21 protein-coding genes are annotated in these 22120 nt (G+C 63.8%); 13 read left to right on the top strand and 8 right to left on the bottom strand.

Translation table 11 applies throughout. From position 1 onward, the window contains the following. Window position 1 precedes the first annotated feature (1 nt). The 7 genes from sdhA (at window position 2) to ACSHWJ_RS01120 (ending at window position 7005) form a co-directional block, all read left to right on the top strand. Window positions 2-1789, top strand: coding sequence for a succinate dehydrogenase flavoprotein subunit (gene sdhA, locus ACSHWJ_RS01150; RefSeq protein ID WP_432539180.1), 1788 nt, complete (start codon window positions 2-4; stop codon window positions 1787-1789). A gap of 123 nt (window positions 1790-1912) precedes the next feature. Then, window positions 1913-2491 carry a DUF2726 domain-containing protein gene (locus ACSHWJ_RS01145; RefSeq protein ID WP_432539179.1) on the top strand — a complete coding sequence of 193 codons (579 nt, stop codon included), beginning with the start codon at window positions 1913-1915 and terminating at the stop codon, window positions 2489-2491. A gap of 2 nt (window positions 2492-2493) precedes the next feature. Then, complete coding sequence (locus tag ACSHWJ_RS01140) at window positions 2494-2829, top strand: arsenate reductase (RefSeq protein WP_432539178.1); 336 nt, start codon at window positions 2494-2496, stop codon at window positions 2827-2829. Next, window positions 2826-3959, top strand: coding sequence for a succinyl-diaminopimelate desuccinylase (gene dapE / locus ACSHWJ_RS01135; RefSeq protein WP_432539177.1), 1134 nt, complete (start codon window positions 2826-2828; stop codon window positions 3957-3959). Before ACSHWJ_RS01140 ends, dapE begins: the two co-directional genes overlap by 4 nt. A gap of 390 nt (window positions 3960-4349) precedes the next feature. Next, the gene (gene sseA / locus ACSHWJ_RS01130) at window positions 4350-5204 is read left to right on the top strand and encodes a 3-mercaptopyruvate sulfurtransferase (protein WP_256996449.1); all 855 of its coding nucleotides are present in this window, start codon (window positions 4350-4352) and stop codon (window positions 5202-5204) included. 11 nt (window positions 5205-5215) lie between these two features. Continuing rightward, window positions 5216-6601: a F0F1 ATP synthase subunit beta gene (gene atpD / locus ACSHWJ_RS01125; protein ID WP_218797755.1), complete on the top strand. Its 1386-nt coding sequence runs from the start codon at window positions 5216-5218 to the stop codon at window positions 6599-6601. Continuing rightward, complete coding sequence (locus ACSHWJ_RS01120) at window positions 6598-7005, top strand: hypothetical protein (protein ID WP_017365700.1); 408 nt, start codon at window positions 6598-6600, stop codon at window positions 7003-7005. Before atpD ends, ACSHWJ_RS01120 begins: the two co-directional genes overlap by 4 nt. 1 nt (window position 7006) lies before the next feature. Here ACSHWJ_RS01120 and ACSHWJ_RS01115 read toward each other — a convergent pair whose 3' ends face one another. The 4 genes from ACSHWJ_RS01115 to ACSHWJ_RS01100 form a co-directional block, all read right to left on the bottom strand. Next, window positions 7007-7300 carry a hypothetical protein gene (locus ACSHWJ_RS01115; RefSeq protein ID WP_432539176.1) on the bottom strand — a complete coding sequence of 98 codons (294 nt, stop codon included), beginning with the start codon at window positions 7298-7300 and terminating at the stop codon, window positions 7007-7009. Beyond that, window positions 7284-7562, bottom strand: a complete 279-nt coding sequence (locus ACSHWJ_RS01110; RefSeq protein WP_041361071.1) for a hypothetical protein — start codon at window positions 7560-7562, stop codon at window positions 7284-7286. Before ACSHWJ_RS01110 ends, ACSHWJ_RS01115 begins: the two co-directional genes overlap by 17 nt. 92 nt (window positions 7563-7654) lie before the next feature. Continuing rightward, on the bottom strand, window positions 7655-8446 hold the full coding sequence (locus tag ACSHWJ_RS01105) for a class I SAM-dependent methyltransferase (RefSeq protein ID WP_050738237.1): 792 nt from the start codon (window positions 8444-8446) through the stop codon (window positions 7655-7657). A gap of 104 nt (window positions 8447-8550) precedes the next feature. Next, on the bottom strand, window positions 8551-8685 hold the full coding sequence (locus tag ACSHWJ_RS01100) for a hypothetical protein (protein ID WP_256992910.1): 135 nt from the start codon (window positions 8683-8685) through the stop codon (window positions 8551-8553). 352 nt (window positions 8686-9037) lie between these two features. On the opposite strand from ACSHWJ_RS01100, the gene ACSHWJ_RS01095 reads away from it, so the two are divergent. From ACSHWJ_RS01095 to ACSHWJ_RS01075, 5 genes are all read left to right on the top strand, one after another. Continuing rightward, window positions 9038-9976, top strand: coding sequence for an ABC transporter ATP-binding protein (locus tag ACSHWJ_RS01095; protein WP_010960831.1), 939 nt, complete (start codon window positions 9038-9040; stop codon window positions 9974-9976). After that, window positions 9973-10707 carry an ABC transporter permease subunit gene (locus tag ACSHWJ_RS01090; RefSeq protein ID WP_010960832.1) on the top strand — a complete coding sequence of 245 codons (735 nt, stop codon included), beginning with the start codon at window positions 9973-9975 and terminating at the stop codon, window positions 10705-10707. Before ACSHWJ_RS01095 ends, ACSHWJ_RS01090 begins: the two co-directional genes overlap by 4 nt. A gap of 13 nt (window positions 10708-10720) precedes the next feature. Continuing rightward, on the top strand, window positions 10721-12589 hold the full coding sequence (locus tag ACSHWJ_RS01085; RefSeq protein ID WP_432539175.1) for a GldG family protein: 1869 nt from the start codon (window positions 10721-10723) through the stop codon (window positions 12587-12589). Window positions 12590-12601: 12 nt separating this feature from the next. After that, window positions 12602-13762 carry a DUF4340 domain-containing protein gene (locus tag ACSHWJ_RS01080; RefSeq protein WP_218800102.1) on the top strand — a complete coding sequence of 387 codons (1161 nt, stop codon included), beginning with the start codon at window positions 12602-12604 and terminating at the stop codon, window positions 13760-13762. Between the two features lie 147 nt (window positions 13763-13909). Continuing rightward, the gene (locus ACSHWJ_RS01075; protein WP_017365706.1) at window positions 13910-14308 is read left to right on the top strand and encodes a group III truncated hemoglobin; all 399 of its coding nucleotides are present in this window, start codon (window positions 13910-13912) and stop codon (window positions 14306-14308) included. Between the two features lie 443 nt (window positions 14309-14751). Here ACSHWJ_RS01075 and moeA read toward each other — a convergent pair whose 3' ends face one another. The 3 genes from moeA to ACSHWJ_RS01060 form a co-directional block, all read right to left on the bottom strand. Next, window positions 14752-15996 carry a molybdopterin molybdotransferase MoeA gene (gene moeA / locus ACSHWJ_RS01070; RefSeq protein WP_432539174.1) on the bottom strand — a complete coding sequence of 415 codons (1245 nt, stop codon included), beginning with the start codon at window positions 15994-15996 and terminating at the stop codon, window positions 14752-14754. Between the two features lie 970 nt (window positions 15997-16966). Continuing rightward, complete coding sequence (locus ACSHWJ_RS01065; RefSeq protein ID WP_017365290.1) at window positions 16967-18499, bottom strand: long-chain-fatty-acid--CoA ligase; 1533 nt, start codon at window positions 18497-18499, stop codon at window positions 16967-16969. Window positions 18500-18586: 87 nt separating this feature from the next. Further along, window positions 18587-18976: a glycine zipper family protein gene (locus tag ACSHWJ_RS01060; protein ID WP_026045943.1), complete on the bottom strand. Its 390-nt coding sequence runs from the start codon at window positions 18974-18976 to the stop codon at window positions 18587-18589. 268 nt (window positions 18977-19244) lie between these two features. Between ACSHWJ_RS01060 and ACSHWJ_RS01055 the strand changes: the two genes are divergently transcribed. Continuing rightward, window positions 19245-20978 carry a DEAD/DEAH box helicase gene (locus ACSHWJ_RS01055; protein ID WP_432539173.1) on the top strand — a complete coding sequence of 578 codons (1734 nt, stop codon included), beginning with the start codon at window positions 19245-19247 and terminating at the stop codon, window positions 20976-20978. 14 nt (window positions 20979-20992) lie between these two features. On the opposite strand, the gene ACSHWJ_RS01050 is transcribed toward ACSHWJ_RS01055, so the two are convergent. Then, window positions 20993-22060 (bottom strand): NAD(P)-dependent alcohol dehydrogenase, encoded by a 1068-nt coding sequence (locus tag ACSHWJ_RS01050; RefSeq protein ID WP_432539172.1) that lies wholly within the window; start codon window positions 22058-22060, stop codon window positions 20993-20995. Window positions 22061-22120 lie beyond the last annotated feature (60 nt).

Below are 22120 nucleotides of genomic sequence, written 5' to 3'. Positions count from 1 at the left end.
AATGGGCAAGGCCTACGAAATCATCCGGCACACCTACGATGCCGTCGTGGTCGGCGCCGGCGGTGCGGGCCTGCGCGCCACGCTGGGGATGGCTGAGAAGGGCCTCAAGACCGCTTGCATCACCAAGGTGTTTCCCACCCGCAGCCATACCGTGGCGGCGCAGGGAGGCATCAGCGCCGCGCTCGGCAACATGGGCGAGGATGACTGGCGCTGGCACATGTATGACACGGTCAAAGGCTCGGACTGGCTGGGCGACCAGGACGCGATCGAATATATGTGCCGCGAGGCCATGCAGGCAGTCATCGAACTGGAGCACTATGGTGTTCCATTTTCGCGCACAGAAAGCGGCAAGATTTACCAGCGCCCCTTCGGCGGCATGACCACGCGCTATGGCAAAGGCGTAGCCCAGCGCACCTGCGCCGCCGCAGACCATACCGGCCATGCAATCCTGCAGACCCTCTACCAACAGTCGCTGAAACACGAAGCCGAGTTCTTCATCGAATATTTCGCCCTCGACCTCGTCATGGACGAAGGTGAATGCCGCGGTGTGCTGGCCTGGCGTCTTGATGACGGGACGCTGCACCTGTTCCGGGCACACATGACCGTGCTCGCGACCGGCGGCTACGGACGGACCTATTTTTCTTCCACCTCGGCCCATACTTGCACCGGCGACGGCAATGCGATGGTGCTGCGGGCCGGCCTGCCCTTGCAGGACATGGAGTTCGTCCAGTTCCATCCCACCGGCATCTACGGTGCCGGCTGCCTCATCACCGAGGGCGTGCGGGGTGAAGGCGGCTATCTCACCAATTCCGAAGGTGAGCGCTTCATGGAGCGCTACGCCCCGCATGCCAAGGATTTGGCCTCGCGCGACGTGGTCAGCCGCGCCATGACGATCGAGATTCGGGAAGGCCGCGGTCTCGGGCCGGAAAAAGATCACCTGCATCTGCATCTGGAACATCTCGACCCGGCGGTCATCCAGGAGCGGCTTCCCGGCGTCGCCGAGACCGCCCGGATCTTCGGCGGCATCGACGTGACCCGGGAACCGATCCCGGTGTTGCCGACCGTGCATTACAACATGGGCGGTGTTCCCACCAATTACCGTGCAGAGGTGTTGACTCTCAAGGACGGAGATCCGGAAACCGTGGTGCCGGGCCTGATGGCGATCGGTGAAGGTGCCTGTGTCTCCGTGCATGGCGCCAACCGGCTGGGTTCAAACTCATTGCTGGATCTGGTCGTGTTCGGGCGTGCTGCCGCGTTGCGCTGCGCCGAACTGATCCGGCCGCGCCAGATGCACAAACCTCTGCTCGAGGGCGCCTGTGATACCACCCTGGCCCGCTTCGACCGCCTGCGTCATGCCTCTGGCAGCCGTCGGACCGCCGACATCCGGCTGGACATGCAGCGCACGATGCAGAGCCACGCCAGCGTATTCCGGACCGGCGAGGTGTTACGGGAAGGGGTGAAAGCGCTGAAGCGGATCATGGACTCCTTCAGCGACGTGTGCATCCGGGACCGCTCCCTGGTCTGGAACACCGATCTGCTCGAAACCCTGGAGCTAGAAAATCTGCTTCAGCAGGCCATGGTGACCGTCGCCGCCGCACTTAACCGGGAGGAAAGCCGCGGCAGCCATGCCCGCGAGGACTTCCCGGAGCGGGATGACGTTCACTGGCTCAAGCACTCGCTGATTTGGCTCGACCAGCGGCACGAAACGACCATAGCGTACCGGCCCGTCCACCTCCATACTCTGACCTCCGACGTGGAGCCGATACCGCCACAGAAGCGTGTCTATTGATCCGCCATTCGCTCGGCGGAAAAACACTGCTTCACGGATTTTCCCTCTGCAACGGGAAATTGCGCACTGGCTCTGATATCTTTACTCGTCCCACCGATCGTTCCGCTTCCAATCGACATCCCGATGAACTGGCTCTGGTACCTCTATGGCGCGGCGGCTGTCTTGGCCGTCGGCGGGCTGCTACGCACTCTCCCCCGGCGTAAGCTCAGACGCGCCCGTACCCTCCCCTGCCAGATCAAACGGATCCTGTTTTCCCCGGAAGAGCATGCCCTGTTTGCCGTCTTGAAGAGCGCGATCGGGGACGAGTTCGAGGTCTTCGCAAAAATCCGGGCGAGCGACATCCTGTCTCCGCATCGCGGCAGTGGCCGCAGGGAAGCGGGCGAGCTTTACCAGTCGATGGCCGGCCGCCGCTTCACGTTCGTGCTCTGCCACAAGCCGGACCTGTCCGTCGCCGGAATCGTGGAGCTGGCCGAGCACGGCGCGGGACGCAAAGCTCAGGAAGCGGATGAGCCGGTCGCGCTGCTGTGCCACGCCGCCGGACTGCCTTTGATCCGCATCCCGGCCAGTCCCTATTACGACAGGGGAGAAATCGCCCGGCAGATCAGGGACGAAATCCGCCGGGAACCCGTGTTCGTCCACGGCGACGGCGAGGGCGGCCGGATCGAGCCGCGGATATCCAGTCTCGAAGACCTCAAGTTCTGAACATGACGACCCTCACCCTCTACGGCATCGCCAACTGCGAAGCCTGCCGCAAGGCGCGCCAGGCCTTGGAAAGCCGAGGATACAGCTCATGTTTCCACGACCTTCGTCGCGACGGCCTGGACCGGCTCCTGCTCGAACGCATGGTGACGGACTTGGGTTGGGAAAATCTGCTCAACCGCCGCAGCGCCACTTGGCGCGCGCTGCCGGAACCCATCCGGACACCGCTCCAGCGGGAACACGCGCTGGAACTCATGCTGAAACACCCGACACTGATCAAGCGCCCGGTCGTCGAACACGCGGGCCGATTTTTCCTCGGTCTTGCCGACCTCCTCCCATGAGCGATACCCTCGATCTCGCCGTCGAGCTGATCCGGCGCGAATCCGTGACCCCCGAAGATGCGGGCTGCATGGACCTGGTGATCGAACGGCTGGCGCCCCATGGCTTCCAGGCCGAGTGGCTGAATTTCGGTGACACCAAGAACCTCTGGCTCCGACGCGGCGAAGCGGCGCCCCTCTTCGTGTTCCTGGGCCATACCGACGTGGTGCCGCCGGGTCCCCTGGAAGACTGGTCCTCCCCCCCCTTCGCGCCCGAAATCCGCGAAGGCCGACTGTACGGACGTGGCGCGGCCGATATGAAGGGCAGTATCGCAGCCATGACCACGGCCTTGCAGCGGTTCGTGGTCCACCACCCCGGGCACCCGGGCTCCCTCGCCGTCCTGCTGACCAGTGACGAAGAGGGCTCGGCCTACGACGGCGTGGTCAAGGTGGTGGATGTCCTGAAGTCGCGAGACACGGTGATCGACTGGTGTCTGGTCGGCGAGCCGTCGAGCTTCGCCCAGCTGGGCGATGTGATCCGGGTGGGCCGCCGAGGCTCCTTGGGCGGCGTGCTGCGGATCCTGGGCGTGCAGGGCCACGTCGCTTATCCCGACAAGGCCGACAACCCCATCCACCGCTTCGCTCCCGCGCTTCACGAACTCACTACCGAAATCTGGGACGGAGGCAACGAATTCTTCCCTCCGACCAGTTTTCAGGTCTCCAACATCCGGGCGGGAACCGGCGCCGACAACGTCATCCCCGGCAAACTCGAGGTTCTGTTCAACTTCCGTTTTTCGACCGAACTGACCGTGGAGGCCATCCAGCGCCGTGTGGAAACCATCCTCGACCGCCACGGCCTCCACTATGAATTGAGCTGGCGACTCTCCGGTCTGCCGTTTTTGACCCGGGAAACGGAGCTGGTGAGCGCGACCCGTGCTGCCATCGCCGCAGTCACCGGCCTCCAGCCGCGTGCCGATACCGGCGGCGGCACTTCCGATGGTCGCTTCATCGCCCCGACCGGTGCCCAGGTCGTGGAGCTGGGACCGCTCAACGGCAGCATCCACAAGATCGATGAGCACGTTGCGGTCGAAGACCTGGAAGCACTGTCCGCGATCTACGAACGCATCCTCGGCAATCTGCTGGCGGTCCTCTGAACCGTCCGAAGCGTGACAACGGTGAGACCACTTTGTTCAGTTAACAATGAATTGCTAAATAGCCGCATTGTCAACACAATTACATCTCTATAACCTAGCACCGTGTTCCACATTCAAGGGTCGAGGTATTTCTTATGACTGCTCTCGAACTCGTTCTGTTCACGGCGCTCTTTGCCACCTTTGCCGGCAGCGTCGGCTATTGCTGGAACCATTACCGCTCGCTCGGCAAATGAGCCGCGGGCCCGATTTCACCTTCAGCGACGATCTCCTCCTCGTGTGCCATAGAGCTCACGCTTGACCTGCCTTTCCGGCGGGTCTTTTTTTGTCCGCCGGAAGGACGGACGGCAATGGTATCATGCCAGTCTCTCCCGAGATTTCAGGTCGGTACCCATGCCCGAGACCGCTTTCCCTCCACTGGTCGATGTCCGCTGGCTGGCCGGGCATCTGCACGATCCCCAGGTCGTGGTCGTCGACGCCAGTTTCTTCATGCCGGCTCAGCGCCGCGACGCCAAGACCGAATTCGGTGCCGCCCATATTCCGGGCGCCCGGTTCTTCGACATCGATGCGATCGCCGACACCACCTGTCCTTTGCCTCACATGCTGCCCGCCCCTGCGTTCTTCGCGGAGCAGGTCGGCCGGCTGGGGATCGGCAACGACACCCATGTCATCGCCTACGACGGCAATGACTTCATGGCTTCGGCCCGAGTCTGGTGGACATTCCGGGTATTCGGCCACGATCGCGTGTCGGTGCTCGACGGTGGGTTACGGTGCTGGCGGGAACAAGGTCTGCCGTTGTCGTCCGAGGAGGCGGCACGGACCGAATGCGAATTCCAGGCCCGGTTCCGCCCGGAACTGGTGTCGAACCTCGAGGACTTGCGGAAGGCGGCAGCGGAACGATCCATTCAGATCTTGGACGCCCGCTCGCCCGGACGGTTCGCCGGCACGGAGCCGGAGCCCAGGCCCGGCCTTCGCTCCGGCCACATCCCCGGCAGCCGCAACCTGTTCTTCCAACGGCTGATCGATGAAACCAGCCATTGCTTCAAATCCGTCGCCGCTTTGGCGGCACTCTACCGCGATGCTGGTATCGACCTCGACCGCCCGGTGACCACGACCTGCGGAACCGGTGTGACGGCCTCGATCTTGGCGCTCGGACTGTATCTGCTGGGGCGCACCGATACCGCGGTCTACGACGGCTCATGGAGCGAATGGGGCGGGCGGACCGATACCCCCGTCGAAACCGGCTGACCGCTTCCCCCATGCCGGCCATGCAGGAGCGAGCCCCCGTCATCGGCAGCATCGCCGAGGTCCACGGACCGGTGGTGGTGATTGCCTGCCAGACGCTGCCGCCGCTCCGACAGGCCCTGTACAGCCGGATCGATCATGAAACCTATCTATTCGAGGTCCACCAGCATCTCGATGAAAGCCATGTTCGGGCCGTGACGCTACACCGTACTACGGGTCTCAAACGCGGCATGGTGGTTCACGATCTTGGGGCGCCGCTGCAGATCCCGGTGTCCACAGCCTGCCTGGGCCGCCTGGTGAACCTTTTCGGCGAACCGCTGGACAACGGCCCGCCGCTACCCGACTCCGAGTACCGCGACGCCCACCGTCCGCCGGCACCGCTGGCCGAATCGCGCGCTGCCGGTGAAACGCTGGAGACCGGCATCAAGGTCATCGACCTGCTCTGCCCTTTCGCCCGCGGCGGCAAGACCGGCCTGTTTGGCGGTGCGGGCGTCGGGAAAACGGTGTTGATCATGGAATTCATGCACGCCGTCAGCGCCCTGCACCGGGGAGTCTCGGTCTTCGCCGGTGTGGGTGAGCGCATCCGCGAGGGCCACGAACTGTGGCGCGAACTGGCCGAGGCCGGCGTCCTCGACAAGTCACTGCTGGTGTATGGCCAGATGGACGAGTCGCCCGGCGTCCGCTTCCGGGTCGGATTGACGGCCCTCACTTATGCCGAATACCTCCGCGACACGCTGCACACCGAAGTGCTGTTCCTCATCGACAACGTGTTCCGCTTCGTTCAGGCCGGCAGCGAGATTTCCAGCCTGCTGGGCCGGATGCCTGCGACCGTGGGTTACCAGCCGACCCTGGCCACCGAGGTAGCGGAAATCGAGGAACGCATCACTTCGACCGCCGCCGGTGCGATCACCTCCGTACAGGCCGTGTACGTACCCGCCGACGACATGACCGACCCGGCCGTGGCCGCCATTCTCAGCCACCTCGACACCACCGTAGTGCTGTCGCGCGTCCAGGCAGGCAAGGGCATCTATCCGGCGATCGACCCGCTGGCCTCGACCAGCCGGCTGATGGACCGCCATGTGATCGGTGACCGTCACTACGGGATCGCCCAGGGGGTGCGGGAACATCTGGCCCGCTATCGGGAGCTGGAAGACATCATCACCATGTTGGGAATCGAGGAACTCTCCCCCCAGGACCGGCTCCTCGTGCTGCGGGCACGCAAGCTTCAGCGCTACCTGACCCAGCCTTTCTTCGTCACCGCGCAGCACACTGGGCTGGCCGGCGTCAGTGTCCCACTCGACGCCACGCTCGGCGATTGTGAAGGATTTCTGACCGGGCGCTACGACGACCTGGCGGAAGAAGACTGCTACATGCGCGGCACACTCGGCCGCGGTTCATGAGAACCTTTGTTCTGAGCCTCAGGGACACCCATCGCTGCGAGGAAATCGAGGGCATCGAAACCTTCGTCGGCGCCGACGACACCGGCAGTTTCGCCATCCGCGCCGGGCACGCCCCGCTGATCGCCGCCTTGGGATTCGGCCTGGCTCGCTTCAAGCCCGAAGACAGCCACTGGCGCTACCTCGCGGTGCCCGGTGCCATGCTGAACTTCGTCCAGAACCGGCTCGAAATCCTGACGCGACGGTTCTATCTCTTCGATGACTACCGGATCGCGGCGGCTGCATTGCGCGAAGAGCTGGAAGCCGAAGAGCGGTCGCTGGCTGAAACCCGGGCCAGCATCCGCACCCTGGAAAGGCACATGCTGAAGCGGCTGTGGCAGCTGCGGCGCGAGGGGATCAGGCTTTAGCTCACCAGGGCCCTCCCCAGTAGCCGCCGCTCGCAGATCCGGCGCTCATGTATCCGCCGCCCACCCCATATCCATAAGGTCCCACATAGGGCATTCCATAATAATAGTAGGGGTTGCCACCGTAGAAGCCACTCCCGCCCAGCGGGTTGCCCGCTTGGCCGGCATAATAACCCATGGGCTCACCGTCCTGCGTCAGATAGGCCTCGGCTCCCGGCCCACAGCCCGCCAATGCCCATACGGACAGACCCGCAAGCAGGCGTGGTAGCGGAGAACCTGGCTCAGCGGTGATGCTCATCGACGACGCCCACGTACGGATCGCCCCAGTAACCGCCCATACCATACGGCATACCATAGTAATAATAGGGGTCACCGTAGAAACCACCATAGCCGCCGTAATAGCCCATGCCGGCGTACGGATTGCCGGCTCCCACCGAATAGTACCCGAACGGCTCGTCCTTGTTCAGATAGCCCTGATAGCCGGGATCGCCGCAGCCAGCCCCGAGGGCCGCCAAGCCGCCCACCATGACCCTGTTCAAAACCTTTTGCCCGAATTTCAAGACGGTTCCCCACTGTCGCTGCAAATGGGCAGAGGATAGCCGGTTTGGCGACTGGGAGCACGCGCCGTTCACGGGCCGTACCGATTGCCGGCTCAGTCGCCCGGCTTGCGGAAGGCGAGGATACGATAGCGCAGGAGCCCCAGCCGGCTGGCCAGCTCGGCAAACAGCGTTTCCATCGTGGCGGACAACCGCAGATTCCCCAACCGCGGGCTCAAGCGGCGCAGGAACGGGTAAGTCGGCAGTGTGTGGCGGGTGATGTCGCGATCGAATGACGGTACAAACCCGGCTTCCGCGGCGAGCTTCGCGTAACGGCGTGCGGTGCAGCGCATGTCGACCTTGCCATAGAACCCGCGGGAACCCGGCCACAGTCCCGCGGCCGCGGTCGCCGGCAAAAGCACTCCGACCGGCACGAAATCGGACAATGCCAGCCGGCCACCGGGTTTCAGCACCCGCCAGGCTTCGGCGAAAAAGCGCCGCCGATCGGGGAAATGAAAGATGCACTCGACCGCGAGAACGACGTCGCAGACTGCATCGGCGAGGGGGAGTGCGCAGGCGTCGGCACACAACCATGCCAGCGTGTTTCCGGCACGGGTGGTTTTCGTCAGCCGGGCGGCGCGGGTCAGCTGACGGTGATCGATGTTGACACCGGTGAGGGAGACGCCGCTGCGTTGCGCACCGATGCTGGCCAGCGTGCCGCCGAAGCCACAGCCGACATCCACCACACGGTCGCCGTCACGGATGGCCGCAGCCTCCCAGACCTCTCGGGACAAACGCTCGGCCGCCCTTGCGAACTCGGCCGACGTCGGCGCCTGCTCCGGTTCCCGATCCCAGTAGCCCCAATGGACATGGCGACCGAAAGCCTCGCAAATCTCCGTGTCTTCCATTTCGAAACCATCCAACAAGGCGTCGAAATAAGGAAGCCTGGAATCCTGGGACGTGCCTGCTTCCTTCTGCCGGAGGGGAGCCCGGTGATTTATTTTGCCTGCTGTCAGATCAATGCCGTCAAGACGATCAGTGAAACGAAACCGACCAGGACAAAGGTGAGGGCACGTTCGTGATGCCCCGTTTCCTGGTCCGAAGAAAAATTCTCTAGCTCATCGAGCGCCTTGTCCAGAAATTTCATGGTGTTTGCATCCCCGATGCCGTACACGGAATGAGCCGTGCCTCGGAAAAAATTCAAGCACGATTCGAGCCAGACAACCAATCCCGTGAAATCACAAGGTTACGCGACAAATGGCTGGCATGTCTGGCGGTTCTTCGGTTGCTGACAACCAGGCTGGTGGCTCCCGCAACCAAGATGGAACCCCGCGCCCACCCTGCCGCGGGACATTTTCCTGACCGCCTCCCGCTGCCTTGAAAAACCCGGCTCCGTCCCTATGAATCGACGCGGACTCTCAAGCAACTGCAACCCATGAGGAGGTAGAACGCATGCTTGCTCCGTTGGCCCCGTCCCCCCAACCACCGAGGTACCCGTCATGATCGAAGCCTCGGCGCTCACAAAACGCTATGGCCGTTTCACAGCCGTCAACGCCGTCACCTTCGAGGTCCGAGTCGGACAGGTGCTCGGTTTCCTCGGTCCCAACGGTGCCGGTAAATCCACCACCATGAAGATGATCGCCGGCTTTCTCTCCCCTACGGCCGGCCGCGCGAAAGTCTGTGGTTTCGACGTCGAGACGCACCCGATCGAAGCCAAGAAGGCATTGGGCTATCTCCCGGAAGGCGCTCCCAGCTATGGCGAAATGACGGTCCGCTCGTTTCTCGAATTCATCGCCGGCATTCGGGGACTCACGGCAGAGTCGAAACGACGCCGGCTGGACGACGTGATCGGACGTCTGCGCCTGGAAGGCGTGCTGGAGCAAACCATCGACACGCTCTCCAAGGGCTTCAAGCGCCGCGTCGGTCTGGCGCAGGCCATACTCCACGATCCCCCCGTCCTGATCCTCGACGAACCAACCGACGGCCTCGATCCCAATCAGAAGCACGAAGTCCGGCGTCTGATCAACGATATGGCTGAGAACAAGGTGATCGTCATTTCCACCCACATCCTTGAGGAGGTGCACGCGGTCTGCAACCGCGTCGTAGTGATCGCCGGCGGTACACTCCTGGCCGATGCCACGCCGGGCGAGCTGGAGGCCCGTTCCCGCTACCACATGGCGGTGTCCCTGACCACCGATGAAACCGCGAAAGCCAGGGAGACTCTGACGGCCATCCCCGAGGTCGAGACCGTCGAAATCGATCCTCAGAACCAGCGCATCACCGCCTTCCCCCGCAAAGGCCAGCAGATATTGATGGCCGTCGGCGACGCCCTGAGAGCGCAGGGCATCGCCGTCCGCGAACTCCAGCTCGAAACCGGACGTCTGGATGAGGTGTTCCGGAACATCACCCAGTCGCACCTGCGAGAGGCCCACGCATGAAGCCGATCCTGACCCTCTTCCAGCGCGAATTGCGCAGCTATTTCGCCACGCCCGTGGCCTACGTCTTCATCGTCATCTTTCTGCTGCTGTCCGGCGCCTTCACATTTTACCTGGGCCGGTTCTATGAACGCGGCCAGGCCGATCTCGAGCCGTTCTTCCAGTTCCATCCCTGGCTTTATCTGTTCTTGGTGCCGGCGGTGGCAATGCGGCTTTGGGCCGATGAACGCAAAAGCGGCACCATCGAGCTGCTGCTGACGCTGCCCGTCACCATGGGGCAGGCCGTGCTGGCCAAATTCCTGGCGGCTTGGTCCTTCGTCGCCTTGGCCTTGGCGCTGACCTTCCCCATCTGGATCACGGTCAATTATCTGGGCGATCCGGACAACGGAGTCATCGTTACGGGCTATCTCGGCAGTCTGCTCATGGCAGGGGCATATCTCGCCATCGGCGCCTGCCTGTCGGCGGCCACGCGCAGCCAGGTCGTCGCTTTCATCCTCAGTGTGGTGGTGTGTTTCCTGTTCCTTCTGGCCGGTTTTCCGCTGGTGTTGGACCTGTTCCGCGCCATCGCCCCCCAAAGCCTGGTGGATGCGATCGCCGGCCTGAGCTTCCTCAGCCATTTCAACGGTATTTCCCGTGGCGTGATCGATCTGCGCGACCTGATCTATTTCCTCCTCACCATCGGCTTCTGGCTGTATGCCAATGCCGTCGTCATCGACCTGAAGAAGGCCGATTAAGGAGCAAAGGACCATGACCCTGAATCGCAAGACCCTGAGCGGCAGCGCGCTCGCCGTCCTGGCAGTGCTTTTCGTGTCCCTGACACTGATTTCCAATGCCCTTTTCCGCGGCGTCCGGCTCGATCTGACGGAAAACTCGCTGTACACCCTGTCTGATGGAAGCCGTAACATCCTGGCGAAGCTGGATGAGCCCATCCACCTGCGATTGTACTTCTCCGACAAAGCGACCGCCGAAAGCAATCGCCCCGATGTACGGGGACTCCGGCTGTACTTCGACCGGGTTCGGGAAATGCTGGAAGAGATGAGATCGCGCGCCGGAGGCAAAATCGAGCTCGAGGTGATCGATCCCTTGCCCTATTCAGAAGCGGAAGACCGGGCGGCAGCGGCCGGACTCCAGGGTATTCCGCTCGGACCCTCCGGGGAAAAGGTATTCCTCGGCCTGGAAGGCAGCAACTCGACCGATGGGCGGGCCACCATCCCGTTCTTCGAGCCCGGTAAGGAAGCGTTTCTGGAATACGATCTGGTCAAGCTCGTCCATGATCTGGCCACGCCGAAAAAACCGGTGGTGGGACTCGTTTCCAGTCTGCCTTTGGCGGGCGGCTTCGACCCGCAACGCGGAGACATGGGCGCACCCTGGACCGTCTACGAACAGCTCTCGCAATCGTTCGACGTCAGGTCCCTGGACGCCGACAGCCTCAAGGCCGTCGCCCCCGAAATCGAAGTACTGGTCGTCGTCCATCCCAAAAGGCTCGGCGAGGACGCCCAGTACGCCCTGGACCAGTTCGTTCTGCGAGGCGGGCGTCTGATGGTGTTCGTCGATCCCCATGCGGAGAACGACGGCGTGGGCGATCCCCGCGATCCGATGGCGGCCATGGTGACTCCCAAGGCTTCTGACCTTCCCGTCTTGTTCAAGGCCTGGGGGGTGGAGTACAAACCCGATGAAGCGGTGCTGGACCGCGCCCGTGCGGTCACGGTCAATACCGCCCCTGGCGCTCCTCCGAGCCGGCATCCAGCGATCCTGCGGTTGGGCAAACCGGATCTGAACGCCGCCGACGTGATCACCGCCAACCTCGACACCATTCATCTCGCCAGCGTCGGCCACTTCAGGCCGACGACGGACGGCGGGAGCCGGCTGACTCCCCTGCTCCAGACCAGCGACCAGGCCATGGTCGTCCCCGCAGACCGCATCCGCTTCCTCGGCGACCCCTCCAGCCTGCTGCAGGACTATAAGCCGGGTGGCGAGCGCCTGATCGTCGCCGGCAGGCTGGAAGGCAAGTTCAAAACCGCCTTTCCGCAACGCGGCGATCCGGGCCACTTGGCCGAAGCCAAGGGAACCGGGGAGATACTGCTGATAGCAGATACGGATCTGCTCAGCGACCGGCTGTGGGTCAGGTCTTCCAGCTTCTTCGGCCGGAAGCTGCTCACCACCTTCGCCGGCAACGGTGACCTGTTCGTCAATGCGGTCGACAATCTCGCCGGCAGCTCGGATCTGATTTCGATACGGGGACGAGGCACCTCGGCACGTCCATTCACCAAGGTCGAAGAACTCAAGGCAGCAGCGGACGACCGCTTCCGCAGCAAGGAGCGGGAGCTCCAGCAGGAACTCGGCGAAACCGAACGGAAGCTGGCCGAGCTGCAAAGGGGCAAAACCGGCGACGACACCTTCGTCCTCAGCCCCGCACAGCGGAAGGAGCTGGATGACTTTCTCAGGCGCAAACTCGAAATCCGCAAGGAACTGCGCGAAGTGCGGCGTCAACTGGATGCGGACATCGACGCACTGGGAGCCCGGCTGAAGTTCATCGACATCGCGCTCGTGCCCCTCCTGCTCACCCTGGGCACGCTGGGTTTCATCGCCTGGAACGCCAGGCGAGAAAAGGCTTGAAGGAGACAAACGATGACTCATCTCGATGCCAGGGCGGTGCTGGGACTCGGCGCCGCCGCCGTTCTCGCCGTTATCGTCGCCCTGACGATAGCCTCGGGCCGCCAGCCCGTCAGTGAACCCAAGGGCGGGGGCTATGCCCTCCCCGAACTGCGGGATCATCTCAATGAGATCCGATCCATCACCATCATGGGTCCGGAAAACAAGACCTTGGTCAGCTTGCTGAAGGAGGAGCAAGGCTGGAAGGTCCGGGAGAAGGACGGTTACCCCGCGGACGGCGGAAAGTTGCGGGAAATGCTGATCACGCTGGCAGACGCAGAACTGCTTGAGCCTAAGACTGTCAACGTCGAGCGTTACGCCAGCCTGGGCGTTGAAGACGTCCAGGCCAAGGAGGCCCGCGGCGTCGAGCTGCGGCTGGAAGGACTGAACCAGCCCGCCCGTCTCATCGTCGGCAAGGTCGATGACGACAATGGCGCCACTTTCATCCGGAGACCGGAGGAGAAACAGAGCTGGCTGGCGAAGGGGGTGTTGCACATCGAGCGGGACCCGCTCCGGTGGCTGGACAAGGCACTCACCGACATTCCTTCGAGCAGGATCATGGAAATCAAGCTATCCCGGCCGGGAGGCAAGAGCCTGCGCCTGTTCAAATCGAAACCCGAAGACAGCACCTACAACGTTGCCGATCTACCGCCCGGACGGGAAGCCGATTCCACCATCAGCGGGCTCGCATCGACGCTCGCGGGTCTGAACCTGGTCGACGTCTTCCCGATTTCTGCGGTCGCCATTCCTCCGGAAAGCAATCTGCTCAAAGCCCAATACCGGACCTTCGACGGACTGACGATCGAGGTAAAGGCCTGGAACCAGGACGGCAGGCACTACGCCCAGTTTTCGGCGAAACTGGATCCCCAACCGGCCCAAAGCCGCCTCCCGTCCGAAGGGGACACGCCTTCTCAGGCACCGGCCGCCGGAAAGACCCCAGGTTCCCCGGCCCAGGCGACGCCCGCTCCCGATCCGGGGCAGCGGCTGGAAGCCTTGGACAAGGAGGTGGAACGGCTCAACCGGCGTTTTGCCGGCCGTGTCTTCGCCATTCCGGCGGACAAATACGGCAACATGGACAAATCGTTGACGGACGTTTTGCAACCGGCTGCGACCGGAACGAGACAAAAGAAGAAATAGCGTCGGACGCGGTCCCTAAAGAGCGCATTCCCCGCTCGGAGAAACACCGGCCGGATCGCCTCTGGTCGGTGTTTCCACAACCGCAGCGCGATGAGGTGACCGTGTGATAGATTGTCGCCAACCATGGCGACTCGCTGCACCTCATCCATGAGCACTCACCTTCCCACCGAAGAGCAGATCGCCGAAATGGTCCGGCGCTTCTACCGGCAGGTCCTCGCCGACGACAGGCTGCGGCCCATCTTCGATGCCGCCATAACGGACTGGGACACGCATCACCGCGTGGTCCAGGATTTCTGGTCGCGGACCCTGTTGGACACGGACAGGTACCGCGGGCATCCCTACCCCGTCCATGCGCAGCTTCCGCTGCAGCCGGAGCATTTCGACATCTGGCTGGAGCTGTTCCGCAAAGCGGCGCGGGAAGTGCTGCCGGCCGATTCCGCAGCCAGAGCCATAGCGCGCGCCGAGCACATGGCCGAGAGTTTCAAGGCGGGCATGTTCAGCTTTCCTCGCTACGATGGCCCGAAACTGTGGAAGCCGGCGCGGTAGAGTCGCGCACGGGTGCAGCCCCGTTTCCAGATTTGTCCCTCCATCCCCTCGGTTCGCCCCGCTGTTCGTGCGCCACGCCCCGGGCAGCGTATCGACTCCGCATCCCTCCCGTTGCCGTCAAAGAAGACGGCACCGATCAGGCGCCAGATACCGTCCTGCGATTGCGCCTTGGGCATGCAGGCGCACGCCGGCCTGGGGATTCGGGTCCGGAACGCCGGCGGTGGCACGGAAATTCCCGCGCCGGGCGGAATTCCGAGGACAGGGGTGAACATCATCGAACCCGCTTCACCACCCTCGACCCGGCGCATGAGGAAGCAGGCACGGAAGGCGGCTGGTGTCGCCCCATCACGGAGCTCCACGGTGATCATCCGGTGGAAACGGTCATACTCCTTTGGGCTCGAGAAGCCCTGCTCGGCGGTCGAATCTTCCTCGATCCGACGAAATCAGACCAGGCCGAAGAACGGTTGTACGTCCACCAGGCTGCCCGGTTCCACCGGCCCGCTATCCAGTGGCAGTACGATGAAACAGTTGGCCTGGCTCATCGAGGTCAGAATGCCGGAGCCCTGCTGGCCCGTCTTGCGGACCACCATCCGGCCCTCGCCGTCCAGCTCGACGATGCCGCGCTGGAATTCCACCCGGCCCGGTCGCTTCCTGAGTTTCGACCGACAGACGGCCTTGAACACGACCGGGGCCGACAACGGCCACTCGCCCGTCATCCGGCGCAACGCCGGCTGCACGAACTGGTAGAACGCCACCATGACCGCTACCGGATTTCCGGGCAGGCCGAAGAACGCGGTGCGGCCGATGCTGCCGACCGTGATGGGCCGCCCCGGCTTCATCGCGATTTTCCAGAATTGGATGCGTCCGACCCGCTCCAGCGTCTCTCGCACCAGGTCGAATTCGCCGACCGAAACACCGCCGGTCGAAACGATTGCGTCCGCTTCGGCGGACGCCCGTATCAACACGGTTTCCAGTCGCTGGCCGTCGTCAGGAATGGCACCGAATTCACGTACTTCGATTCCGAGGCGCTGCAGCATGCCGAGCAACGTGTACCGGTTGCTGTCGTACAGGCAGCCCTCCTCCAGCGCTTCACCGGGCTCCCGCAACTCATCCCCGGTGGTAAACAGCGCAACCTTCAGCCTGCGGTAGACCCACACCTGTGCCTGTCCCTGCCCGGCCAGCACCCCCAGATCGGCGGGCGTCATACGACGCCCGCGCGCCAGTACGACTTGGCCGACGGCGACATCCTCCCCCCTCTCCCGAACGTTCTGGCCGGACTTTTCCCCGGCGCCGATGACCACCCAATCGCCTTCGGCTTCGGCACGTTCCTGCATGACGACGGTATCGGCCCCTGCCGGCATCACGGCGCCAGTGAAAATCCGCACGCACTGTCCCTTCCCGACAACGCCGCGGTAGGGCGCACCGGCACGCGACACGCCGACGACCTTCAGGCGGTTCGTTCCCGACGGCGGCAAGTCCGAGCCTCGCAAAGCGTAGCCGTCCATCGCTGAATTCGGCGCCGAAGGGACGGCAACCGTGGCGCGGACATCCGCCGCCAGCACCCGGCCCAGCGCGGACCGCAGACCTACGGTCTCGGCTTCGGCCAAGGGAGACACGGCGTCGAGAATCCGCGTCCGTGCCATCTCAACCGTCAGGGCACTGGGATCGTAGTCGTCTTCACAGGTCATGGCTCGGGTGGCGGAGTTCATGGGAAGGCGGAGGGACTGAGTCTTCGTTCAAATCGGCCGCACTGCCGGTGGCTGGGACGGGAATGATAGCGCTGCCATCCCCTCGCCCGAAAGGCGGCTAGGTCGTCGTCTTGAGCCGGTCCTTCTCCTCCCGTTGGACAACGGTCGCTCGAGTCGCGCATTCGCTGCCGCCTGCTCCGCATCCAACGCCCCAGGTCCGGATCGCTGACGATGGCGCGCCCGCCCGCTGGGAATCAGCCCGGCGCCAACCCCCGACTCCCACGCCACCGTCGCCACGGGATGCCACCCAAAGCATGCGTTTGACCGGCAGTTCCTCGAACTCCGCCGTATATCGCCGCCGGCTCGGTTTCTGTCGGCCACTCATCGACCACCCCCCAAGGGCTTGACCCGCATAAATGGGGGCTACGCAGGCGTAGCGAGATCAGCGCCACGCACGTTGGATTCCGCGGACTTGCACTCGCCGAAGGCCGGCCTGTCCACCAGCAGCGGTCGCGTTTCCAGGAAGCCAGCCGTTTCGTTCTTGGTCTACCCCACGATGATCCGAGGCTCGGTGTACCTCGGCATCTCCTGCAGAGCAGGAGGGGCCGGACGGTCGGCATAGCGGGCTCGTTTGCGGCCATGGCCGCTCCAAAAGCCGTTGCAAGACTGTCGTATTTCACGATATTCCCGGCGCTCCCGAGGCAGAACGAACCGGTGACGCATCACCCGCCCGGCGCTCAGAGAGCGTCGTAAAGTTTACGACCGGCCCAGTTTGACCACGACTGGCAGGGTTTGCGGCTCTGGGAGAAAGTCATCGAACTGCCTCGGGCGCACGCCCCCTCAAATTCCTTCAAGGCAGCAGGCGGCAGTGCAACGACGCCCCCCGACCGCGGGGACCTGGACCGCGACGGGAATCAGGGACCGTTCCCGCCTGGAACGGGGGCATCGGAGCGCTTCAGAGGATGCCCTGTCAGGCATCCACCCCGCGCTCCACTTCACCCTGCCGCCGCAGCTGCCGCTTCACTATTTTGCCGGCGGCATTACGGGGCAACTGCTGGAGAGCCTTGACCTGGCGTGGAATCTCGTGCCGCCCCAGATAAGGCTTGCACCAGGCGCGGATTTCGGCTTCGCTGGCGGGCGCGTCCAGTACGACATAGGCCACCACCCGTTCACCGTGCAACGGATCCGGGTCGCCGACCACGGCGACCTCCCGGACCGCAGGATGCCGGCACAGGACCTCTTCGATCACCCTCGGATAGACGTTCATGCCGTTGACGATGATCAGATCCTTCTTGCGGTCGACGATGCTGAAATAGCCGTCGTCGTCCACTTGGCCCAGATCCCCGGTGAGGAACCAGCCGTCGCGGAAGCATTCCCGCGTCGCCTCCGGTTGATTCCAGTATCCTTTGAACACATTGGCGCCTCGCACCGCGATTTCGCCCAGTTCGCCCCTGGGAAGTTCGGCGCCGTCCTCGCCGAGGATCTTCATTTCGACTCCCGGTACCGGCAGACCGACCGTGCCACGTTTGACGGGGCCGGCTACCGGATTGACGCAGGTCACCGGCGAACATTCGGTCGGACCATCGCCCTCGTGTATGGGCAAGCCGAAACGTGCCTGAAACTGCTCCATCACGCTGGGCGGCAAGGCCGCGCCGCCGGACACGCAGAGCCGGACGGTTCCGAACCGGGCGATCCGCTCCTCCCCGAGCCGGCACAGCAGGGCATACATGCTGGGCACGCCGAGGAACAGAGTCGCGCGGTGGCGGCCGATGGTGTCGGCCACCCGATCCGGCTCGAATTTCGCCAATGGTATCAGGGCACAGCCGTGGAGGAGTGGCGTGAGCATGCCGACGGTGGCCGCGAAGGCATGAAACATCGGCAACACCACCAAGACCCGGTCCTCGCCAGGGCGCCAATCCAGGGCCTCCCGCACGCTCGTGGTATTCGCCAACAGGTTGCCGTGGGTCAGCATTGCGCCCTTGGGATGCCCGGTCGTGCCGGAGGTGTAGAGGATCGCCGCCAGGTCTTCCCCTCCATCGAATTCGATGCAGGGGGGCGCTGCCGATTCTTCCAAGAGGGCCCGCCAGACATCTCCATCCGGACCATCGAGGCCGATGCCGGCACGGACCTTGAGTCCGGAAAGCCGGTCCGCCACGGCGGCCGCGTTTGCCGAGACCTGACCGTGATAGATCAGCCCGCTGACCCCGGCGTCGGCGAGGTTGTAATGCACCTCTTCAGCGCTGAGCAACAGGTTGATGGGCACGACGACGGCGCCGGCCTTGACGATGCCGGCATAGGCCAGGGCGAACTCCACCGAATTGATGCAGTAGAGACCGATGCGCTCACCCTTGGCGACGCCCCGGACGGCGAGTCCGGCGGCGATGGCATCGGACGCGCGGTCGAATTCGGCGAAATCGACGCGTCGCTCGTCGGTCAAGATGGCGGGAAGGGACGAAAAACGGTCGGCCGCCAGCCGGAGCGCCGCCGGGAGCGATGCTTGCATCGTCTGAACTCAAAACGTTTCGTGGTCTGCGCCCGAGCCGGGCACGAGCGGTGATCCCTCTCCGGGCAGAAGAAGGGGGCCTGAACGTCAATTGATGACGTTGTGGCCGCGTCCGCGCATGCAGTTGATGAAAGCCCGCTTGTACTGCTCATCGCCGGAGACGCCCTGCTGGGTGGCACCGCCGATGCCGCCGGTCGCCGCCCCGATGGCTGCCCCCGTTCCCGGACTTCCCACCGCCGCGCCGATGGCCGCGCCAGCCGCCGCGCCGACCAAACCTCCCACCGCGCCGCCTTTGAGGGCTTCCGTACCGGCGCTGCCGGCTTCCTTGGCCAGCATCCGGCATTCTTCCTCGTCGAGGGAAATGCGGGCTGCATTGGGGTCCTTATACGTGTCGTAGGTCGGTTTCCATCCGGTATAGGTGGCGCAGCCCGAAACGGCCACGGCGGACATCAGCAGTATCGGTATGCTTTTCAACATGGTCATGAATTCCTCGCTCGAAAATTCCGTCCTTACAGTCCCCAGCCCAGATCCGGGGACAGGAAGACGCAGCCACTATATCAAAACCGGGTTCATGCCGAACACTTCGCCGATTCGGGAATATCCGGTGCTTCTGTTATGATCGCATCCTCCGATGAGCGGGATGGCCCGCCGCCCTCCCCCGAACGACCGAATCCCTGCGCCGGTCGACGTCCCGGCACGCGGTCACCCTCATCAGACATTTTTCACTCTTTGACTCCCCATCCTGATGCAATCGACCGAAACTCCCTTTTCTTTTGCCGATCTGGCGATCTCAGCCCCCATTCTCCAGGCCATCCGCGAAATCGGCTACGAGACTCCCTCTCCCATCCAGGCGGCGAGCATTCCCCCTCTCCTCGCCGGCCATGATCTTCTGGGCCAGGCGCAGACCGGCACGGGCAAAACCGCCGCTTTCGCCCTGCCGATCCTGAACGGTATCGACCTCGAGCGCCGCGAGCCGCAAGCGCTGGTGCTGGCTCCGACCCGCGAACTCGCCCTGCAAGTGGCCGAAGCCTTCCAGAGCTATGCCCGCCACCTGCCCGATTTCCATATCCTGCCGATCTATGGCGGCCAGTCGATGGACGCACAGTTGCGTCATCTGCGCCGGGGGGTCCACGTCATCGTCGGCACCCCCGGCCGGGTGATCGACCACCTGCGCCGCAAGAGCCTCAATCTGGATGGCCTGCGCACCCTCGTTCTGGACGAAGCCGACGAGATGCTGCGAATGGGCTTCATCGAAGACGTCGAGTGGATACTCGAGCACACCCCGCCCGAGCGCCAGATCGCACTGTTCTCCGCCACCATGCCGGAAGCGATCCGCAAGGTCGCCAAGCGCCACCTCCGCCACCCCAAGGAGGCCAAGATCGAGGCCAAGACCACCACGGTCGAGGCAATCACCCAGCGCTACTGGCTGGGTTCGGGCGCGCACAAACTGGACGCGCTGACCCGCATCCTCGAGGTCGAGGACTTCGACGCCATGATCATCTTCGTCCGCACCAAGGTGCTGACGGAAGAACTGGCGGAGAAGCTGGAGGCCCGCGGCTATTCCGCAGCCGCGCTGAACGGCGACATGAGCCAGGCGCTGCGCGAAAAGGCGGTCGACCGGCTGAAGAAGAATACCCTGGACATCCTGGTCGCCACCGACGTTGCCGCCCGCGGCCTGGACGTGGAGCGCATCAGTCACGTGGTGAACTACGACATCCCGTACGATACGGAGAGTTATGTTCATCGCATCGGCCGCACCGGGCGCGCCGGACGCAAGGGACAGGCCATCCTGTTCGTCACGCCGCGGGAAAAGCGGATGTTGAGCGCCATCGAGAAGGCCACCCGCCAGCGCATCACCGAGATGCGCCTGCCCACCCACCAGGACATCGCCGAGCGCCGGGTCGAACAGTTCAAAGCCCAGATCATGACGACGCTGGAAGAGGAGGATCTGGAGTTCTTCCGTCGGCTGGTGCAGCAGATCGGTCGGGAACGGAGTCTCTCGCCCACCGACATCGCCGCAGCGCTCACCTACCTGGTGCAGAAGGACCGTCCGCTGGTCCCGGCGGAACGGACCGCCCCGGCGGAATCCCCCGCCGAGAGCCGCGGACCGCATAAAAAATTCCGCGATCGCGACGCAGAACCCGGCGAAAAGAAACGTAAGCGCAAGGATCGGGAAGAAACCGGCGTACTCTACCGTATCGGCGTCGGCCGCAATGACGGCGCCGCCGCCAAGGACATCGTCGGCGCCATCGCCAACGAGGCGGACATCCCCGGCCGGGCCATCGGCCACATCAAGCTTTACGACGACTTCAGTACGGTGAGCCTCCCCGCGGACCTGCCGAAGAAATCGCTCAAGCGCCTGGAAAAAATCTGGATCGTCGGCAAACCCATCGACATCCGGCTGTGGACCGGCGGCACCACCGGGCCGCAGGCCGTCGAGAAGCCGAAGAAGAAGGGTTATCCGAAAAAGGACGGTTGAGCTTCACGCCGTCCTCATCGCCCTCCGGACGACTCCCCGTTCAGCGTCGCCATGTCGATCACGAACCGGTATTTCACGTCGCCTTTGAGCATGCGCTCGAAGGCGTCGTTGATTCCTTGGATCGGAATCAGCTCGATGTCGCAGACGATGCCGTGTTCGCCGCAGAAATCCAGCATCTCCTGGGTTTCCCGGATGCCGCCGATCAATGAACCAGCCAGTCGCCGGCGCCCGCCGATCAGGCTGAAGGGCATGACCTGTACCCCTTGCGGAGGTACGCCGACCAGGGTCAGCGTGCCGTCCCGCCTCAGCAGGTTCAGATAGGCATCGATGTCATGGGGCGCCGAGACGGTGTCGAGGATGAAATCGAACCGGGCGGCCTGCCGCGCCATGGCGTCGGGATCCCTCGACACGACGACCTCGTCCGCTCCCAGCCGCCGGGCATCCGCCGCCTTGTCCGGCGTCGTCGTGAACAGCACCGTTTCGGCGCCGAAGGTATGCGCGAACTTGAGCGCCATGTGTCCCAGTCCACCCAGACCGACGACCCCGACCCGCTGACCCGGCCCCACCTTCCAGTGCCGCAGGGGCGAATAGGTGGTAATCCCGGCGCACAACAGCGGGGCGGCGGCCGCGAGGTCCAGTCCGTCCGGTATCCGCAGCACGAAGGCTTCGTCGACCACGATGCTGTCGGCATAGCCACCGAAGGTCATGCCGCCGCCGTGCGGATCGGGGCTGTTGTAGGTGAAGACGGGGCCGTGCTCGCAGTGCTGTTCCAGGGCGTCCACGCAGTTCGGGCAGGTCCGGCAGGAATCCACCATGCAGCCCACCGCGACCGTGTCGCCGGGCTTGAACTTCGTCACGCTGCGGCCGACTTCAAGGACCTTGCCGACGATCTCATGGCCTGGCACACAGGGGTATGTGGTCGCATTCCATTCATTGCGTGCCTGGTGCAGGTCGGAATGGCAGACACCGCAGTACAGGATTCCGATGCGGATGTCCTGGGGCAGCGGGTCGCGCCGCTGCAGGACGAACGGCGCCAGCGCCGAGTCTGCGGAAAAAGCGGCATAGGCTTTGGCTGTAGGCATGGGAGCGGCTCCTCGTTCGGCAAAGCGCAGGGAGGGACGTCAAACGACCCCGAGTATACC

This window comes from Methylococcus sp. S1M (genome assembly GCF_051295855.1).
Lineage (GTDB): Bacteria > Pseudomonadota > Gammaproteobacteria > Methylococcales > Methylococcaceae > Methylococcus > Methylococcus capsulatus.
Note: the sequence above shows the minus strand (reverse complement) of the source record. Positions and strands in the feature narration are given on the sequence as shown.